The sequence below is a fragment of the Spiroplasma endosymbiont of Atherix ibis genome, assembly GCF_964020005.1.
Classification (GTDB): Bacteria; Bacillota_I; Bacilli_A; order Mycoplasmatales; family Mycoplasmataceae; genus Spiroplasma_A.
In genome coordinates, this window is record NZ_OZ026474.1 from 410,894 (window position 1) to 427,625 (window position 16,732).

Below are 16,732 nucleotides of genomic sequence, written 5' to 3' on the forward strand. Positions count from 1 at the left end.
AAAAACAACTCTTTTTGAGAGTTGTTTTTCTATTATTTGTGATAATATTTCAATATTAAAAAAGGAAAGGAAAAATAAAATGGATCAATCGTTTAGTGCAACAAATATGCCAATTAGTGATGTTAATATTCCAAATCCAAAACCTGATTCTAAGGAATATATACCAGATGATAAAATTTATAAACTTGTTAAAGAAAAGAACAAACTTAGGTTTTCTTGAATTGTATTAATTTATGGATGAAAGTATAAAGCATTATTTTTAAGTGTTGTATTTGTAGTTACTTTTAGTGCTTTTTTGGTAAGTTTAAATACTTTATTTTTAAGTTATGTACTTCAAGCAACAAGACAAGAAAAAGTATATGGTCTTGCTTGATATGGATGAATGGCTATAACAGTATCTGATCTTGTTTTACTTTATATATGCACTTATATTAGAAACTCTTGTTCAATTATGTTAGCTGTAAAAATAGAAGTTGAGTTAAGAAATTTAACAATTAAAAGATTATTAGAACAAGATATAAGTTATTATTCAGATAAAAAAATTGGTAAACTAATGACAAAACTTGTTGGAGATACTAATGTAATTGGAAATGAAATTTCAGGTATGATAGCTTGAGTTATTCAAGCACCACTTGTAATTGCAATGGGAACCTCAACTTTATTTATTTTACATTGACAATTAGCTTTAATAGCAAGTTTGTGTGTTTATTCATTAGCAATTTTAGTTATACTATTTTCATTGCAATATCAGAAAAAAGTTAAAATTGTAAGAGAAGTAATTTCAGATGTTAATGGAGATGTTATTGATAGAATTGGAGCAATTAAATTAGTAAAAGCAACAGGAACTAGAAAATATGAAGAATCTAGATTGAATGGTTTGCATGAACCTTATATAAAAGCTTTTAAACCAATTTCAAGAATTGATGGAACTTTATTAGCTATTTTAATTGCCTCTGATGTTCTTATAAATTTAATAATGATAACAGTAGCAATTTTATTTTTTAATAATTCAGAAATGATGAATGTAACTTTACCAGCATTTATTTCTGCAATGATAGGATTAACTCGTCCATTATGACAAATAGCTGCTATTATTCCAGGTCTTTCAAGAGCATCTGCTTCTTCAAGACAAATATATGAAGTTATTGAAAAAGAACCAATTTTAGATGATAAAGATAAGTCAGTAATTTTATTCGATGAAAATATTTCAAAAATAGAGTTTAGACAAGTTAAATTTAATTATCCTGAAAAGCCAGAAGTAAATATTGTTCCAAAGTTAAATATTACTCTTGAAAAAGGAAAATCTTATGCTTTTGTTGGTGAAACTGGAAGTGGTAAGTCAACTATTTCTAAATTACTTTTGAGATTTTATGATCCAACAGAAGGATGTTTATTAATCAATGATAAAAATATTAAAGATTTTAATTTGAAAAGCTACTTAAGTCATGTGGGCTATGTTGAACAAGAACCTTCAATTATTTTTGGAGATGTTTATGATAATGTAAGATATGGTCATTTTCAAGCAACAGAAGAAGAAGTTCATGAAGCATGTAAAAAAGCTCAAATTGATCAAATAATTAATAGTTGACCTTATGGATATCAAACAATTTTAGGAGAACGTGGGTTACTATTGAGTGGTGGACAAAAACAAAGACTTGTTATTGCAAGAATTTTATTAAGAAATCCTGAGTTATTAATTCTTGATGAAGCTACAAGTGCTTTGGACAATATTGTTGAAAAAGAAATTCAATCTCAATTAAATGAATTAATGAAAGAAAAAACATCAGTTATTATTGCTCATAGATTAAGTACAATTAAAGATGTAGATCAAATATTTGTTTTAGTTTCTGGTAAGGGAATTGTACAACAGGGAACTTATAAAGAATTAATTAAAATGCCAGGTAAATTTAAAGATTTACATGATGCAGGAAATTCATAAAAAACTAATCAAAATGGTTAGTTTTTTTTATGCTATTATTCAATTATAGGAGTTGAAAAAAATGAATAAACCTTTAAGTTTTCTTTTAAGACCAAACTCTTTAAAAGATATAGTTGGACAATCTCATTTAATTAATAATAAATATGGAATGATTTCAAGAATGATAGAGAAAAATTTTCTTACGAATTTAATTTTTTATGGTGCTCCTGGTGTGGGAAAAACATCAATGGCAATATCAATTGCAAATGATTTAAATACTAAATATGAATTTTTTAATTCCTCAAATGATAAGAAAGAAAAACTTAAGAAATTAATTGAATCTTCAAATCATGAAGAACAATTGATATTAATAATTGATGAAATTCATAGAATGAATAGAAATATTCAAGACTATTTACTTGAATATATTGAATCTAAAAAGGTAATTGTTTTTTTAACAACTACTGAAAATCCTTATTTTGTAATAAATCCTGCTATTAGAAGCAGATGTACTATTTTAAAATTAAAAGAAATTAATTCTATGGAAATGAACGAAGGAATTAAAAGAATTTTAAAAAATAATGATATTATTTTGAATATAAAAGAAAGTGCATTTGAAAATCTTTGTGAACTTGCTAATGGAGACTTAAGAGTTGCTTTAAATGCGATTGAAATCTTAACTACTCTTTATTCAAATGAAAAAATAAATAAAGATATTATGTCTTCAATATTTGATCAAGCAGTTACAAAAGGAACTGGAGAGGGAGATGAATATCATGATCTTAAATCTGCTCTTCAAAAATCAATAAGGGGAAGTGACGTAGATGCATCACTTCATTATTGAGCTAGATTAATGCAAATTGGAGATTATGAAGTATTAATGAGAAGAATGATTATAATGGCATATGAAGATATAGGATTGGCAAATCCAACAATTCCTTTAAGAGTTTTTCAAGCTTGTCAAATTTTTAGACAAGTTGGAATGCCAGAGGGAAGAATTATATTAGGACTAGCTATTATTGAAATGGCTTTAAGTGAAAAATCTAACTCTTCTTATATGGCTTTAGAAAAAGCTTTAGAAGATGTCCAAAAAGGACTAGCACCACCAATTCCCATGTATTTAAGAGATAATCACTATAAAAATGCTCATAAACTTGGTAGTGGAATTGGATATAAATATCCTCACAATTATGAAAATGACTGACTAAAACAGCAGTACTTACCTGATCAAATAAAAGACATAAAGTATTTTAATTTTAAACCACACAGTATTTATGAAAAAAAATTAATGGATATATATACAAGATTTACAAATAAAAATAAGTTAAAATAGTAAAAAGGAAGTTGGTTTTTAAATATGAAAACAAGTACACAATTAAAAGAAGAACTTGCAAGTCAAGGCTATATTTGAATGCCCAATTACAAAGATATATTAGAAAAAGTTTGATCTCAAACAGAAACTTATTTTGACGAAGATGAAGAAGTTTTGTCAGCACTTTGAGCTAGTTTTAAAAGATATGAAGATGAAATGATTGGAATTGTTTTTATTACAACAAAAAGAACATTTACTTTAGAAATTTTGGACAATGATACAAGTAAACAAATAAGATATTTACCATTTGATTCGTATTCACTTCAAAAAATTCAATTACAATTTTCAAAAAATTCTGGAGGATTGCATTATGTTTCACTTCAAAATGACAGTTTTGGAAATGGAGTAACTTTTGCAACTCCAAGTAGAGAAGTTGCTCAACATTTTGTTGATACTTTAGCTGGAAGAACAAATGGGGAGATTGAAATACTTCCAGATTCAGATAATCCACTATTAGCAGAAAATGAAAAAGAGCAAGCAATAGATGAAGATTTAAATAAGGTAAAAGAAAAAATTCCTCATAAATTTGAAGAAAAACATGAAGAAATTAAACCTATGAAAGAACAAGAGGGTTGAAGAAAAGCACCAGTTGAAGCTAAAGAAAAGGTTGTAGAAATAAAAGTAGTTCCTCCCAAAAAAGTTAAACCAAAAAAAGATAAAAAAGGTACTTATGGATCAAAATGAAATTCTAATTTATGATTATTATGATTTTTATTTCCAATATGTACTTTGGGATCTGTTCTTGCGATTATGATTTTAGTTTAGCAAGAATTCTACTTAATCATTATGAATTAAAATAACTACTATTTGAAAAAACATAGTAGTTTTTTTATTATTCATTTTAAAATTAAGCAATAAATCTTTTGCTTTATTTAAATTAACTAAACTATTTAATATGCAAATTTATTATTTAATTCTTGACTTGCATTTTGAATTATAGATTTTTTTTAAAAAGTTGAAGAAATTTCAACTAAACTAGTTTATATATTAAAGTTCTTAAATTGTTAAAAATGTTACAACTTGTAACTTTTAATGCTGATGCTATAATTAAAATTATTTTTAAAATAGAGATTAAACTTTTATTTTCTTGATGACTTCTTTATAAAATTTATAAAAAAAAAAAAAAAACTAAAAATTTAACTTTTAAATTTTTTTAATAGAGTTAATTTGTCATGAATCTTCATTAATCTTTAAGACTAAATTAACTTCATAATTTATATTCGCTTTAGAAAAGGGATCTTTATAAGTTGTTCTATAAGTTATAGATTGTTGCTTATTTGTATCAATATCTGAGTAATTTATTATTTTTGTTTCAAAATTTTCATTTTCTATTAGTTTTTTATAAATATTATTAGAAATATTCTCATTTATTGTTTGAATATCTGTAAAACCTCTTGTAAGATCATTTAAAATATTAATAATTATTTCATCATCAAATATTTTTTCAACTCCTGTTAATAAACTATTATCTCTAAAATTTGTTTTTTGATTACCATTTTGATCGTAATCTGTTCCTAAAGCATACATTGCTGCTTTTGAACCTTTAATATTTTCATTAATATCATTGTCTTCTATTTTTAGATACATTCCGTTTTTAGAATAATAAATTATCATAGCTTGTAGTGCATTATATTTTCCTCACTCATTTGTGCTATTTTTCTTATATTGTACAAAATTATTTGAACTCTTATAATAAAGAGTATAGTTATCGTTAACTAATTCTTTAGACAAAATATCTAAACCAGTTCTTAATTTCTCTGTATTTATTTCTTGTTCATTACCATTTGAAGCAATATTTTTGTATATTAAATCAATAATATCTATAATTTTAATTGAAAGAATGATTTCTTCATTAAAAATAGAATATAAAGTAATTTCTTTTCCAAATAAATCTTTTAAAAGAGTTGAATTTTCATCATAAAAAGCATTAAACAAATGTTTTAATTGTTCTGTTGTTTGTTCACTTACTTTTAAATTAATTTCAACTCCCACTTCTTTTAAACTCTCTATTACTTTATTTAATCCACTAAAATCAGAGTTATAGCCAAGTCCATCTCCAATTACTCATCTAATTAAATTTCCTACTTGACATGGTCCAATACCTGTAAAAGATCAACCTTTTCAAATAGCTACTCCTTTTCCGATACCATATAATAAAGAAGAATAATTATTTTTTTCACTAGTTCAGATCACAGAAGGATTTAGGTTTCATAATAGTGAAAATAAATTTATATTTGAATCAATTTCAGTAGCTTTTTGTCCAGAATTAAACAACATATAAAATAGTTTTTGAAGTTGTTTTCCATTGGCATTTGTTTTTACATTTATAATTGTTGATATATTTTTAAAGAGAGTTTCAGTTTTGAATCGATTTTCCTTTAAGATTTTATTATTTATTTCTTCTAAAAATTCATTATTTGATGTAGTAGAACTAAATAAATTTTTATCATCTTCAGGAACAAAATCAGAGAAATTAATTGAAGAGATATATTTTAAAAGTCCTGAAATTATAAATAAAATATCAGTAATGTTTTCAGGAGATTTTAATAAAGAAAATAAAACTGACTTAAAATCAAAATTACTAAAATTAGTATTTAAATTTAAACTTTTTAAAAAGTTACCCAATAAATCCCCTAAATCTTCATCAAAATTTTTACTTAATGTTTCATAAAGATTTGAAGAATTAATTATTTTATCTTCTTGGTTTGTAACTCTTGCTAAAATATTACTAAAACGATTTAAAGAAGAGTTCAGAATCATTTGCCCAGTTAATTCTTGTTCATTTTTATCTTGTGTAAGTAATTTATTAATTAATTCTTCAATTAGTATATCTAAACTATTTAATTTTACTTCATTTATAAACTCTTTAACTCATTTTGTTGTATTTGCTATATTTTTTTCTTTATTTGAATTTTCAAAATCTGAATTAAAGAAATTTTTTAAAATAGCATAAAATAAATTTGATTGTTGTAAAAAACCTAGAATTTTTGTTAGAGGTTCATTTGTTTTTTTAATTAAATTTGAAATAGATTTTAATAATTCACTATTTAATATATTTGCCAAATCATCTTTTAAATTTAATTGAGGTAATAAACCTTGAATTAAACCTGAAATACTAGGATGAATTCCTCCATTTGTTTTTAAAATACTAGAGAATAAAATAAATTTTGAAGAAAAATCATCTGTTGAACTATTAGGAGATTTAACATTTTTTGTTAAAAAATCACTATTTAAAGAATTAATTGAATCTCTGTCAAAATTTTGATTTGTAAAGTATGTGTCTTTTAAATTTTTCATTGTTGTTTGTGCATCTGTTTTAAAATTTGGAATAAGTTTATTTGCTTTTGAGTTATTAATAAGAGAGTTTAAATAGTTTGAATCATATGCAAGAGTATCAGAATTTGCATTTTGATTTTGACTTGCATTTTGAACCATAGTTCCTCTTAAAAGAGTTGAAGAAATTTCAACTAAATTGTTAATCTTATTTTTTATTGATTGAGCTTTATAATTTACTAAACTGCAAGATGCAACAGTAAAAGTTGAACTTATTAATGCAAAAGCTGAGATTATACTTAATAATTTTTTCATTTTTTCACCTAATATGCATATTATATTTATTATTTGCAATAAATTATTTTTAAAATACTAAAATATTTTTTTATTTTTAAAAAATTTTTTTACGTGTTGTAAAAAAAAAAAAAAAACTATAATATCATACTTAATTGTAGTCGGTGGATAAAATAATTAAAAAATCAATATTTTTATATTTAAAACAAGGAATAAAAGGTGTTATAAAATTCAAAATACAATTTATTGTAATTATTATTTTGAGTTTTTTAGCTTCTTTTATTTTGAGCGTTTCTTTATCATCAACAAAAAGAATTAGTGATGACTATCATAATACAACATCAAAAATGAATCCATTTGATTATGTAAGTTAAAAAGTTGTTAATGTTAATTCTTCTGATGTTTCTGGAACAGATATTATAGATCCTATGGATATAATGAACAGTCAGTTTATTTATTCAATAGATTCAGAAAATCCAACAAGTAAAAATAATAAAGCACTTGATATAAATTATAATTTGAGTTTTTTTTCAGAAAGTAATTTAAGTGGATATAATCAAAAAACTTTTTTGACAGAAACTTTTGAAGATAAAACAGTTCAAGAAAAATTTTTAAATATGATTACAGATTCAGATTATTGAAAAGATATATTTGGTTATGAATATGATCCTGAAAAAGACTTATCTACTTGAGAACCTTATAGATCTGTTAATTATTGGTCAGATGCTACTTCTTTTACATATTTAAAAAAAACTGCAGCTAATCATGCTGGAAAAATTAGTAATTTTTATATTTATATAATTGAAAAATTAAAATAAAATTATTTAAAAGACTTGTTTTTTGAAAATGAAAGTATTCCAAATTATATTAAAAATACTTTATTTTATGAACTTAAAAATAAAGGTTTTATAACAGAAGAAAATTTTAAAATGAATATTGCAAAAGTTGAATATGATAATGAAAATAAAAATCAAGTTATAAGTATATCTGATAATGGAGATAATGATATTTATAACAGATATTTATATTTTTCTCTTGAAGCTTATTTAAGACAAATAATTAGAGCAACTACAGAATATCCAGCATATTGAGTTAATCAAGCTATTATTACTTCAAAAGATTCAAAAGAAAGAAAAGATATTATTAAATATTTTAATGATTTAAATGAAAATAATAAAATAGGTTTTAATTTTATAGATAGAAATAGTTCAGAATTACAATCTGATCTTAAAAATTTTGGAGTAACTATTTTTACATGAATTTTTGGTTTTAAACCAGAAATTCAAGGATATGATAGTGTTGAAATAAAAAAAGAATTTATAGTAACTGAACAAAATACTCCTTGAAGAAATAGTGTAGATATTTCTTTAAAAGATGATAGTTATCAATATTTAAAAAGTAAAAAAGAAGTTTATGACAAAGGAATGAGAGGATCTCTTACTCAACTTATTGTTAATAAAAATAATAAAAATAATAATATTATTAATGTTGATAAAACTTTTAATACAAACTATTTAAGACATTTTGAAAATTCAAGTATTGATAAAGATCTTGGAAGATGATCTAATTTTGACGATTTAGATTATTATGATAAACATAGCTATGAAAATATTAGTAGAATAAAAGGATATTTTATGAAAAATGAATTACTTGCAAAAGTAACAAATTTTGATTATAAAGCTAGAGCTGAAGTTGAATATACTGATAATGTTTCTGAAATTACTTATAGAATTGTTGATATTGAAAATCAATGAAAAAACTCAATTACTTTATATGAAGGTAATTTGCCAAGAACCTCAAATGAAATTCTTATTAATACACAATTTACAAGAGCAAATAAATATAAAATAGGTAAAAATATAAAAATTGGAGGAAATAATTTTGTTATTTCTGGATTTGCATCAGAACCATTGACATATTATCCAATTGCAAATACTACAAATCCTCTTCCAAATAGTAAAAAAAATGCAATTATATATGCAAATAAAAATAACTTAGATAAGATAATAACAATAGATTTAGATAAGTCCACAACAAAGATAGTTTATTCTTTTTTAACTTATAAAAATAAAGATAATCCTGAAGATATGCAAAATGATATTGACAAATTTAGAGCATATTCATTTACAAACCTTGTTTAAGTATATAATTCTTATGAATTTTTAACTGGGAAAAGCGAATTTAAGGAAAATAATATAATAGATAAATATAAAAGTTTTTCTTCTAGTAATTTAAAATTAAATTGACTTATAGCACCTAAAATTATTTATGGTTTTAAAATTTTTTCCATTATTTTTTGTGTACTAATTTGTTTAATTGCAATATCAGCTGCAATTATTGCTATTAAAAAAACTGTTGAAATAAATGCTGGAGAAATTGGTATATTAAAGGCAATGGGAGCTAAAAGTTAAGAAATTTCTTTATCATATTTATCATATGGGATAATTGTTACATTATTTGTAATTCCTTTTGCTTGAATTGTGGGTGCATTTGTTCAAGAATTTATAGCAAAAGTTTTTATATAATTCTCTGGTGGCCGTTCAAATATATTAGTTTTTAGTCCAATAGCAATTGTTATTTCTATTTTATGTTTTGGAGTAATTTTATGTTTAATTTCATTTTTTACAGCTTTTATATTAGTGAAAAGACCAACATTAGAAATAATAAACAAATTAGAGAAAACTAAAAAAATTTATTGATTGAATCAAGTTAAAAATGCAGTAGTTAAAAATAGATCATTTTCAACAAGATTTAGTTTAGAATTAGCTGTTTCTGGTTTATCAAAAACTATTCTTTCTGCAACAACTATATTTATGGCTGGATTCTTAGTTTCTTTTGGTCTGACTATTCCAGGACTTGTTCAAAATGTTGTTGGAAGTTATTATAAAAATGTTCTTTATTCAAACTACTATGAAAATAGAGATTTAATAGGTAATGCTCCACTTGCAAAAAACTCTTTATCTCCTACAAAAGAAGTTGATGAATATGAAAAAAATTTAATTGACAGTAAATCAATTTTTGGTTCTGGTATTATCAATATTTCTAAAAATGTAACTGATTTTGCACCAATACCAGATGCTTCAGCAATACCTCAAATTTTACTTTCTCAAAATTCTTCAAAAGAACTAACTGCAAAATTAATTTATGATTCAATTACTAATTCTGCATCAGGTCAATATAATAAATTATATCAAGAACAAAACTCAGTAATTTCAATTATTGCAAGTTTACTTGGAAATAATATAAGTAAACTTGTTGGTAAAGGAATTTCAATTGAAGATATGCAAAAAATATTGGAATGAACAATTCACTCAAATTCTAATGAATTTAAAAATTCAACAAACAGTGATGAGGGAATTCAAAAAAGAATTAAGAAAATTAATGATTTATCAGAACTTTTAACAAATGGATTACCTCAATTATTAACTAACTTTATTAAAGGTTCTTCAATATCTGAAGGAGAATGAAAAGAACAAATTATAGAAATTATTATTGCTCAAACTCCAGCATATATTAAACAATATCTTGCAAAATCAGAAAATAGATTTAATAATTTCTCACTTGGATGACAAATAAATAAGTATATACCTGGTGTGGATAACCTATATACAAATCTTCTAGTATCATCAAAAAATAATTTAAATTTAAATATTACAGGTTTACAAAAAACTCAAAATGCATATAAAATTTCAGAGAAAATAAGCAATAAAGTATTTATTAATGAATATCAATCTAAAATTTTAGAAAAAGTTTTAAATGATAAGCCTCAAGAGCAAATATCTACAAAAGAATTGGAATCAATTAAAGATATTTATAATAAAGAAACTCAAGAACTTACTATTCCAGTTGTAGCAAATGATCAAACAGATTTTGTTTTAAATAATGATTGAAATAATTTATCAAATCCTTTAATTAATAAATCTAGATTGGTTTTAAGAAATGGTTTAGTAAATATACCAAATCAAGCATGAATTTATGATGATGGTGATTGAATTAGATATAATAAAAATTCTCAAAAAAATAGTACAGATAATGGTTATATTGAAATGCAATCTTTATCTCCAAGTAAATTTACATATGCTCCTATTTTTGATCAAACTGGATTTAATTTAATTAATGAACAAAAAAATCGTGAAAATATAAATCTTATGGATAATTCATATGGTTTTTATAACTTAACTTCAATTCCAACAGAAAAAGGTGAAGAGTTAAATTTATAAATAAGACCTTACTATTCTTTTGATAATATTACAATGTTTATTCCTAACTTTTATAAAAGTGATTTTGAAATTTTAAAAGAAAAGGGTAATGTAGATTCATCACAATGATGAAAAGATGATGTTACAAAAGTTCCACAAGAAACTAAAGAAGCTTGAGAAAAAATAAATCCAAATATTTCTAATGATAGTTATTTTGCAATAAAACCTTATTCATTTTATTTTGATAGTTCAGGAAATTATAAAAGAGAATTAAAAAACTTATCAGGAACTCCAACTGAAACTATTGCAAAGGGATATTATAATTTTTATGCAAGAACTTTAAGAGATAATAATGGACCAATAACTTTTGGAAATGCAGATATGAATTGAATATCAGGAAAAAATGTTAAATCTATAAAATTTGAGAAAGTTAGTTCAATAGATGTCTATGGAAATCCACTTGTTATTGCAGATCAAGATATTATTAATATTTTGAGTGGATATGGTATTTCTAAATATATTCCATTTAATTTGCAATACGAGGATTTAACAAAACCTGTTGAAAATTATACATATAATGATGTAAAAGTTAACACTTACAGTTATATAAATCCTATTGAGTATTATAGTTATAATAAAAATTTAACACAAAAAAATTTAGTTTATGGAAATGATAATTTTGAAAGAAGTATACGACCTAGTATTTGGTATACAGGTATTTTTTTCAAATGCTGAAGAACCTTACTTTATAACTTCACAAGCTTCATTTACTAGAGATACAAAATCTGGAGTAGATACAATAAATGGAGATAATTATGGAGCAAGTAGTTTAGAAATAGAAGGTACAAAATTATTAAGTCAACAAAAAGCACTTATAAATCAATTATCTGTAATAATTTTAAACATTGCTACTATTGCAATTGCACTACTTATAATTATTATGATATTAACTATTACTTTAATTAATGATTTATATGTTAATCAATATAGAAAATTTATGATTGTTATGAAATCTTTAGGATATTCAAATTGAAAAATTATTAAATATACATTTGCAACTGTAACAATTCTTTCTCTTTTATTATATATTTTAAGTGTGGCTACTAATTTTACTATAATAGCAATTAGTTTTAATATTATAAGCCACAAGTTAGGTTCAATTCCTTTTGGATTAACTTGGTGAACACTAATTGTTGCTATTTTACTTGTATTTGGTGCATTTTTCTCTTCAATTGCAATTACAACAAAAAAAATAAGAAGAGAATCACCTTCAGTATTGATGAAATAAAAAAATAGAAATATGTTATAATTTTACTGATTATAAAGGAAGACTTAAAATGAGTGAAAAAGTATATCAGTTGAATTCTGATCAAATTGGAGTAATAAATTTTCCAGAACCTTGATTTTTAGCTCACTTTGAAATTGAAGGTGAGTTAGAACCTTATCAAATCTTTTTTCCTTCATTAACAGAAGGAATTCAAAATTTTTCAATTTTTTTCGAAAAAAAAATTATTAATTATTGATTAGCACAAGGAGATAATGGGAAAATAAAAATTAATAAACTAAGAAATTACTTATTAACCACATGAATGAATCCTGGAATTGAAACCATAAGAGAAATAATGTATCAAAATTATGGTAGTTCAGATTTTAAAGAAAAAACTGCTAATGAATTAATTGAAAATGGATATGATTTTATGGGAATAACTATTGCTCATATTTGTTTAAAATATAATAAAAATCATTTCTATTTTGATGTTTTACATATTTCTGTTAGAGCTGTAGATAAAATATTGGCTGTTAATTTTTGATCAAAAATTAAACAAGAAACAGTTAATAAAATTGATTAATTAGAAATAAAATAAAAATATAAAAATTGTTCAAATGTAAAAAATACTTTATGAGGACAATTTTTATATTTTTTTATTATTTAAAGGTCTATTTATTTTATTGTTTTTAAAATATCTTTTTGTTTTATATTTAAAAACTTATTCATATTATTTGCTAAAACATAAATTGCAATTGTTTTATTGTGATATTTTGTCATTTTGTTTGGACTAAAGTTTGAATAAGTTTCTATTACTTTATTTTTAATATCACAAAATACAACATCTACTTGTTCTTTAAAACCAAAAGAATTAAATCCTTTAGAATAAACAAGTTTAAAACCATTTTCACTAGAAAATTTTTCTTTGAATATTAAAGAACTAAATTTATTTGACGAGTTTCTAACTGTTCTTATATTCATATCTAATATTTTTTGATTATGTATTAATTTTGAAGAATAATTTTCTTTAAAAATATCTTTATTTTTACCTTCTTTAAATATTCTTATAAAACTTATTATTTTTCTAATTGAAAGCATTAAGATCACCTAAAACTATTATAACTAAAAAAATAATAGTATAATAATAAAAAGAGAAGAGTGATAAATATGGCAAATGTGGCTATTTTTGTTGCAAATGGTTTTGAAGATACAGAAGTTGTAGCAACAGTTGATGTTTTAAGAAGAGCAGAAAAACTATTTAATGGCAGTTTTCCTGTTGTAGATATTGTTTCAATAAGTGATTCTAAACAAGTTAAAGGTTCTTGAAATATAGAGATAAAAGCTGACAAGCTAATTAGTGAAATAGACTTTTCAAAATATGATTGTTTAATTTTACCTGGTGGATTAGTTGGAGTAGAGCATTTAAAAGAAAATGATGTATTAATGAATGCAATTGAAAAACACGCTAAAGAGAATAAAGTTGTTGCAGCTATTTGTGCAGCTCCTCAAATTTTAGGTAAATTAGAGCTTGTTAATGGAATTGAAGTTACTCATTATCCAGGATGTACACAATATTTAGATAAAGCTATTAAAAAATCTCACATGTCAGCAATTGCTGATAAAAATATTATTACAGGAAGTTCAATTGGAGGAGTATTACAATTTGCTTTACAAATTGTTGATCATTTTACTTCAACAGAACAAATGTTAAAATTACATGAAACGTTAGTATTTAATTATTAATAATAATTTTAAAGTTTGCTTTTTATTAAAAAAACTTAAATCTTAATTAATGGTTGGATGGGTGGGTCTGTTGAAAGAAAGGGCAAAAAATAATGAAAATATTATTATCACTTATAGGATCTACTGGATTAACAGGATCAAGTGCCTCTGTTTTTATTGAAAAAACAAGTTTAGATATTCAAATGAAGGAAAATCAAATTTTAATTGGTTATTGACATAATTTTGATAATGCAACAGGTTATAAAGGAGGAAATGCAAAATATATTGATTTAACAGAAGTTCCAGAAGAATATGATGTTATTCAAGTATCATTCTTTAAATCTTATGGAGATGGACAAATTCCTACATTTATTCCTTTAGTAGCCACACATCCAGAAATGAATCAAGAACAGAAAGATGATTTTTTTTGCAAATGAAATAGAACAATTACATAAACAAGGGAAAAAAGTTGTTATTTCACTTGGTGGAGCAGATGCTCATATAAATTTATATGAAAATCAAAAAGATGAATTTGTAACTGAAATTTTAAGACTAGTTGATAGATTTGGTTTTGATGGAGTAGATATTGATTTAGAACAGACTGCAATTGATGCAGCAGATAATCAAAAAGTTATTCCAGAAGCATTAATTGAAGTTAAAAAAATTTTAGCTGAAAAAAATATAGATTTCATTATCTCAATGGCTCCTGAATTCCCATATTTAAAAGTAAATAAAACTGGAGCAAGTTATATTAAATATTTAGAAAAATTAGAAGGATATTATGATTATATAAATCCACAATTTTATAATCAAGCAGGTGATGGAATTAATATCCAAGAAGAAGATAGAAAAGATTTGGGATTGAATATTTATTGATTACCTCAAAATAATAACAAATTAAAATCAGAATTTTTATATCTTATTGCAAAATATATTGTAGAAGGTAAAGATAATTTTTATCAAATTAATGCTGATAAATTACTATGAGGTTTACCATCAAATTAAGATGCTGCAGCAAATGGTCAAATTCAAAAAAATAATATTAAAAATGCTACTAATTATTTAGTTAAAAAAGATATCTATTTAAAAGGTCTTATGACTTGGTCAATTAATTGAGATAAAAACTCAAATTGGATTTTTGCAAATTATTATATAAATGAGTTTTATAAATAATGATTTAAAAAATATTAATTATTTTTAAATAAATTCTATATTTTGTTAAAAATTAGTTATAATTAAAATGTCATATTTAATTAAAAGAAGGCGCAAGTCTTCTTTTCTATTTATTAAATAAAATTGACATTTTATTAAAAGTTAAACAGGAGGATAAAAAACCATGATTGATGGTGCACAATTATTAGATGCTATTTATGAAATCGTACAAGATAAAAAAATTGATAAAGAAGTTATTTTAGAAGGAATTAGAGAAGGTTTTCAAAAAGCTTATGAAAAATTCTTTGATCCAGAAGCTATTGTTAGAGTAGATATTTATCAAAATACAGGGCAAATTAAAGTATTTAAGGAATTATCAGTTGTTCAGAAAATAGAAGATGAGTGATTAGAAATTGGTTTAAATGCTGCAAAAGAAAAATACGGAGATAATATTTCTATTGGAGATAATGTCTATGAACCAGTAGAATTTACAATGGAATTTTCTAAATTGGCAGTAATGCAAGTTGGACAAATTATTAAACAAAAAATTCGTGAAGGTGAAAAGAATAAAATTTATCAAGAGTTTTTATCAAAAAATCACGAAATTGTTGGAGGATTTGTAAAAGATATTACTGAAACTAGTTATTTAGTGGATGTTAATGGTTCAATAATTCCAATTTGGAATAAAAAAATAATTCCAGGAGAAGATTTTGAAATTGATCAAAGAATTTGTTTTTATATTGAAGAGGTTTCAAAAGATAATAAACACTCACAAATTCAAGCTTCAAGAATTCACCCTGAATTTTTATCAAGATTAATGGAAACAGAAGTTCCTGAAATTTTAGAAGGAATAGTAGAAGTTAAATCTGTTGCAAGAGAGCCAGGACATAGAGCTAAAATTGCTGTTTTCTCATACGAAGAAGGAATCGATCCAATTGGAAGTTGTGTTGGAGCTTTAGGAAGTAGAATTAAAAATATTACTAAAGAATTAAATGGTGAAAAAATAGATGTAGTTTTATGAAGTGAAGATCCTAAAACTTTTGTAATGAATTCATTAGCACCTGTTAAAGTAATTAGTATTGATATTAATGAAGAAAATAATGAATGTTTTATAGTTGTTCCAAATGAACAATTATCATTGGCAATTGGAAAAAGAGGAATGGCAGCTAGATTAGTTGCAAATCTTGTAAATATGAAAATAAATATTTTTTCACTTGATAGTGCAAAAGAAAAAGAAATTGAAATTTTGTGAAATGGAAATATTAGTGAAAAGGAATTAAATGATCCAGAATTTTTAAATAAAGTTAATAAAAGAAGAGAAAAAACTTTAAAAAATAATGTAAAAGAAAATATTGTTACTAAAAAAGAAACAGAAGAAGAAATTGTATTTGTTGAACATGACAAATCAATTGATGAAATTCAAGCATCAATTGCAGCATTTGAAAGTCTAAATAGTGATGATAATACTTTTGAATATGAAGAAAGTATTGACAATGATGATGAATATGATTCATATTATCAGGATTAATTTAAAA

At 23.5% G+C, this 16,732-nt stretch carries 17 protein-coding genes; 14 read left to right on the plus strand and 3 right to left on the minus strand.

Annotated features, from left to right (window positions below; translation table 4 throughout):
• Nucleotides 1-79: 79 nt before the first annotated feature.
• The 3 genes from AACK92_RS02265 to AACK92_RS02275 all read left to right on the plus strand — a co-directional run bounded on the left by AACK92_RS02265 (nt 80) and on the right by AACK92_RS02275 (nt 4,055).
• Nucleotides 80-1,939: an ABC transporter ATP-binding protein gene (locus tag AACK92_RS02265; protein ID WP_339021563.1), complete on the plus strand. Its 1,860-nt coding sequence runs from the start codon at nt 80-82 to the stop codon at nt 1,937-1,939.
• A 61-nt stretch (nt 1,940-2,000) separates the two neighbouring features.
• Nucleotides 2,001-3,251: a replication-associated recombination protein A gene (locus AACK92_RS02270; protein WP_339021565.1), complete on the plus strand. Its 1,251-nt coding sequence runs from the start codon at nt 2,001-2,003 to the stop codon at nt 3,249-3,251.
• A 24-nt stretch (nt 3,252-3,275) separates the two neighbouring features.
• Nucleotides 3,276-4,055, plus strand: a complete 780-nt coding sequence (locus AACK92_RS02275) for a hypothetical protein (protein ID WP_339021567.1) — start codon at nt 3,276-3,278, stop codon at nt 4,053-4,055.
• A 378-nt stretch (nt 4,056-4,433) separates the two neighbouring features.
• On the opposite strand, the gene AACK92_RS02280 is transcribed toward AACK92_RS02275, so the two are convergent.
• Nucleotides 4,434-6,878, minus strand: coding sequence for a hypothetical protein (locus tag AACK92_RS02280; RefSeq protein WP_339021568.1), 2,445 nt, complete (start codon nt 6,876-6,878; stop codon nt 4,434-4,436).
• A gap of 143 nt (nt 6,879-7,021) precedes the next feature.
• On the opposite strand from AACK92_RS02280, the gene AACK92_RS02285 reads away from it, so the two are divergent.
• From AACK92_RS02285 to AACK92_RS02295, 3 genes are read left to right on the plus strand one after another with little or no spacing between them, the layout of a single operon-like run.
• Nucleotides 7,022-7,231 (plus strand): hypothetical protein, encoded by a 210-nt coding sequence (locus tag AACK92_RS02285; RefSeq protein ID WP_339021570.1) that lies wholly within the window; start codon nt 7,022-7,024, stop codon nt 7,229-7,231.
• Nucleotides 7,232-7,285: 54 nt separating this feature from the next.
• Nucleotides 7,286-7,675, plus strand: a complete 390-nt coding sequence (locus tag AACK92_RS02290; protein WP_339021572.1) for a hypothetical protein — start codon at nt 7,286-7,288, stop codon at nt 7,673-7,675.
• 15 nt (nt 7,676-7,690) lie between these two features.
• A complete protein-coding gene (locus AACK92_RS02295) occupies nt 7,691-8,998 on the plus strand; it encodes a hypothetical protein (protein WP_339021574.1) in 1,308 nt (435 codons plus the stop codon).
• A gap of 266 nt (nt 8,999-9,264) precedes the next feature.
• Here the strand turns inward: AACK92_RS02295 and AACK92_RS02300 are convergent, their stop codons facing one another.
• Entirely contained in the window at nt 9,265-9,528 is a 264-nt protein-coding gene (locus tag AACK92_RS02300) for a hypothetical protein (RefSeq protein ID WP_339021575.1), read from the minus strand.
• 28 nt (nt 9,529-9,556) lie between these two features.
• On the opposite strand from AACK92_RS02300, the gene AACK92_RS02305 reads away from it, so the two are divergent.
• From AACK92_RS02305 to AACK92_RS02320, 4 genes are read left to right on the plus strand one after another with little or no spacing between them, the layout of a single operon-like run.
• Nucleotides 9,557-11,077, plus strand: a complete 1,521-nt coding sequence (locus tag AACK92_RS02305; RefSeq protein ID WP_339021576.1) for a hypothetical protein — start codon at nt 9,557-9,559, stop codon at nt 11,075-11,077.
• A 33-nt stretch (nt 11,078-11,110) separates the two neighbouring features.
• Nucleotides 11,111-11,830, plus strand: a complete 720-nt coding sequence (locus AACK92_RS02310) for a hypothetical protein (RefSeq protein WP_339021577.1) — start codon at nt 11,111-11,113, stop codon at nt 11,828-11,830.
• On the plus strand, nt 11,736-12,344 hold the full coding sequence (locus AACK92_RS02315; protein WP_339021578.1) for an ABC transporter permease: 609 nt from the start codon (nt 11,736-11,738) through the stop codon (nt 12,342-12,344). The genes AACK92_RS02310 and AACK92_RS02315 overlap by 95 nt, the downstream gene beginning before the upstream one ends.
• Before the next feature lie 49 nt (nt 12,345-12,393).
• A complete protein-coding gene (locus AACK92_RS02320) occupies nt 12,394-12,906 on the plus strand; it encodes a hypothetical protein (protein ID WP_339021579.1) in 513 nt (170 codons plus the stop codon).
• A 92-nt stretch (nt 12,907-12,998) separates the two neighbouring features.
• On the opposite strand, the gene AACK92_RS02325 is transcribed toward AACK92_RS02320, so the two are convergent.
• Nucleotides 12,999-13,421, minus strand: coding sequence for a hypothetical protein (locus tag AACK92_RS02325; protein ID WP_339021580.1), 423 nt, complete (start codon nt 13,419-13,421; stop codon nt 12,999-13,001).
• A gap of 69 nt (nt 13,422-13,490) precedes the next feature.
• Between AACK92_RS02325 and AACK92_RS02330 the strand changes: the two genes are divergently transcribed.
• From AACK92_RS02330 to nusA, 4 genes are all read left to right on the plus strand, one after another.
• A complete protein-coding gene (locus AACK92_RS02330; protein ID WP_339021582.1) occupies nt 13,491-14,066 on the plus strand; it encodes a DJ-1 family glyoxalase III in 576 nt (191 codons plus the stop codon).
• A 92-nt stretch (nt 14,067-14,158) separates the two neighbouring features.
• The gene (locus AACK92_RS02335) at nt 14,159-14,500 is read left to right on the plus strand and encodes a hypothetical protein (RefSeq protein WP_339021584.1); all 342 of its coding nucleotides are present in this window, start codon (nt 14,159-14,161) and stop codon (nt 14,498-14,500) included.
• A complete protein-coding gene (locus AACK92_RS02340) occupies nt 14,463-15,050 on the plus strand; it encodes a glycosyl hydrolase family 18 protein (protein ID WP_339021586.1) in 588 nt (195 codons plus the stop codon). Before AACK92_RS02335 ends, AACK92_RS02340 begins: the two co-directional genes overlap by 38 nt.
• Before the next feature lie 331 nt (nt 15,051-15,381).
• Complete coding sequence (nusA, locus tag AACK92_RS02345) at nt 15,382-16,725, plus strand: transcription termination factor NusA (RefSeq protein WP_339021588.1); 1,344 nt, start codon at nt 15,382-15,384, stop codon at nt 16,723-16,725.
• Nucleotides 16,726-16,732 lie beyond the last annotated feature (7 nt).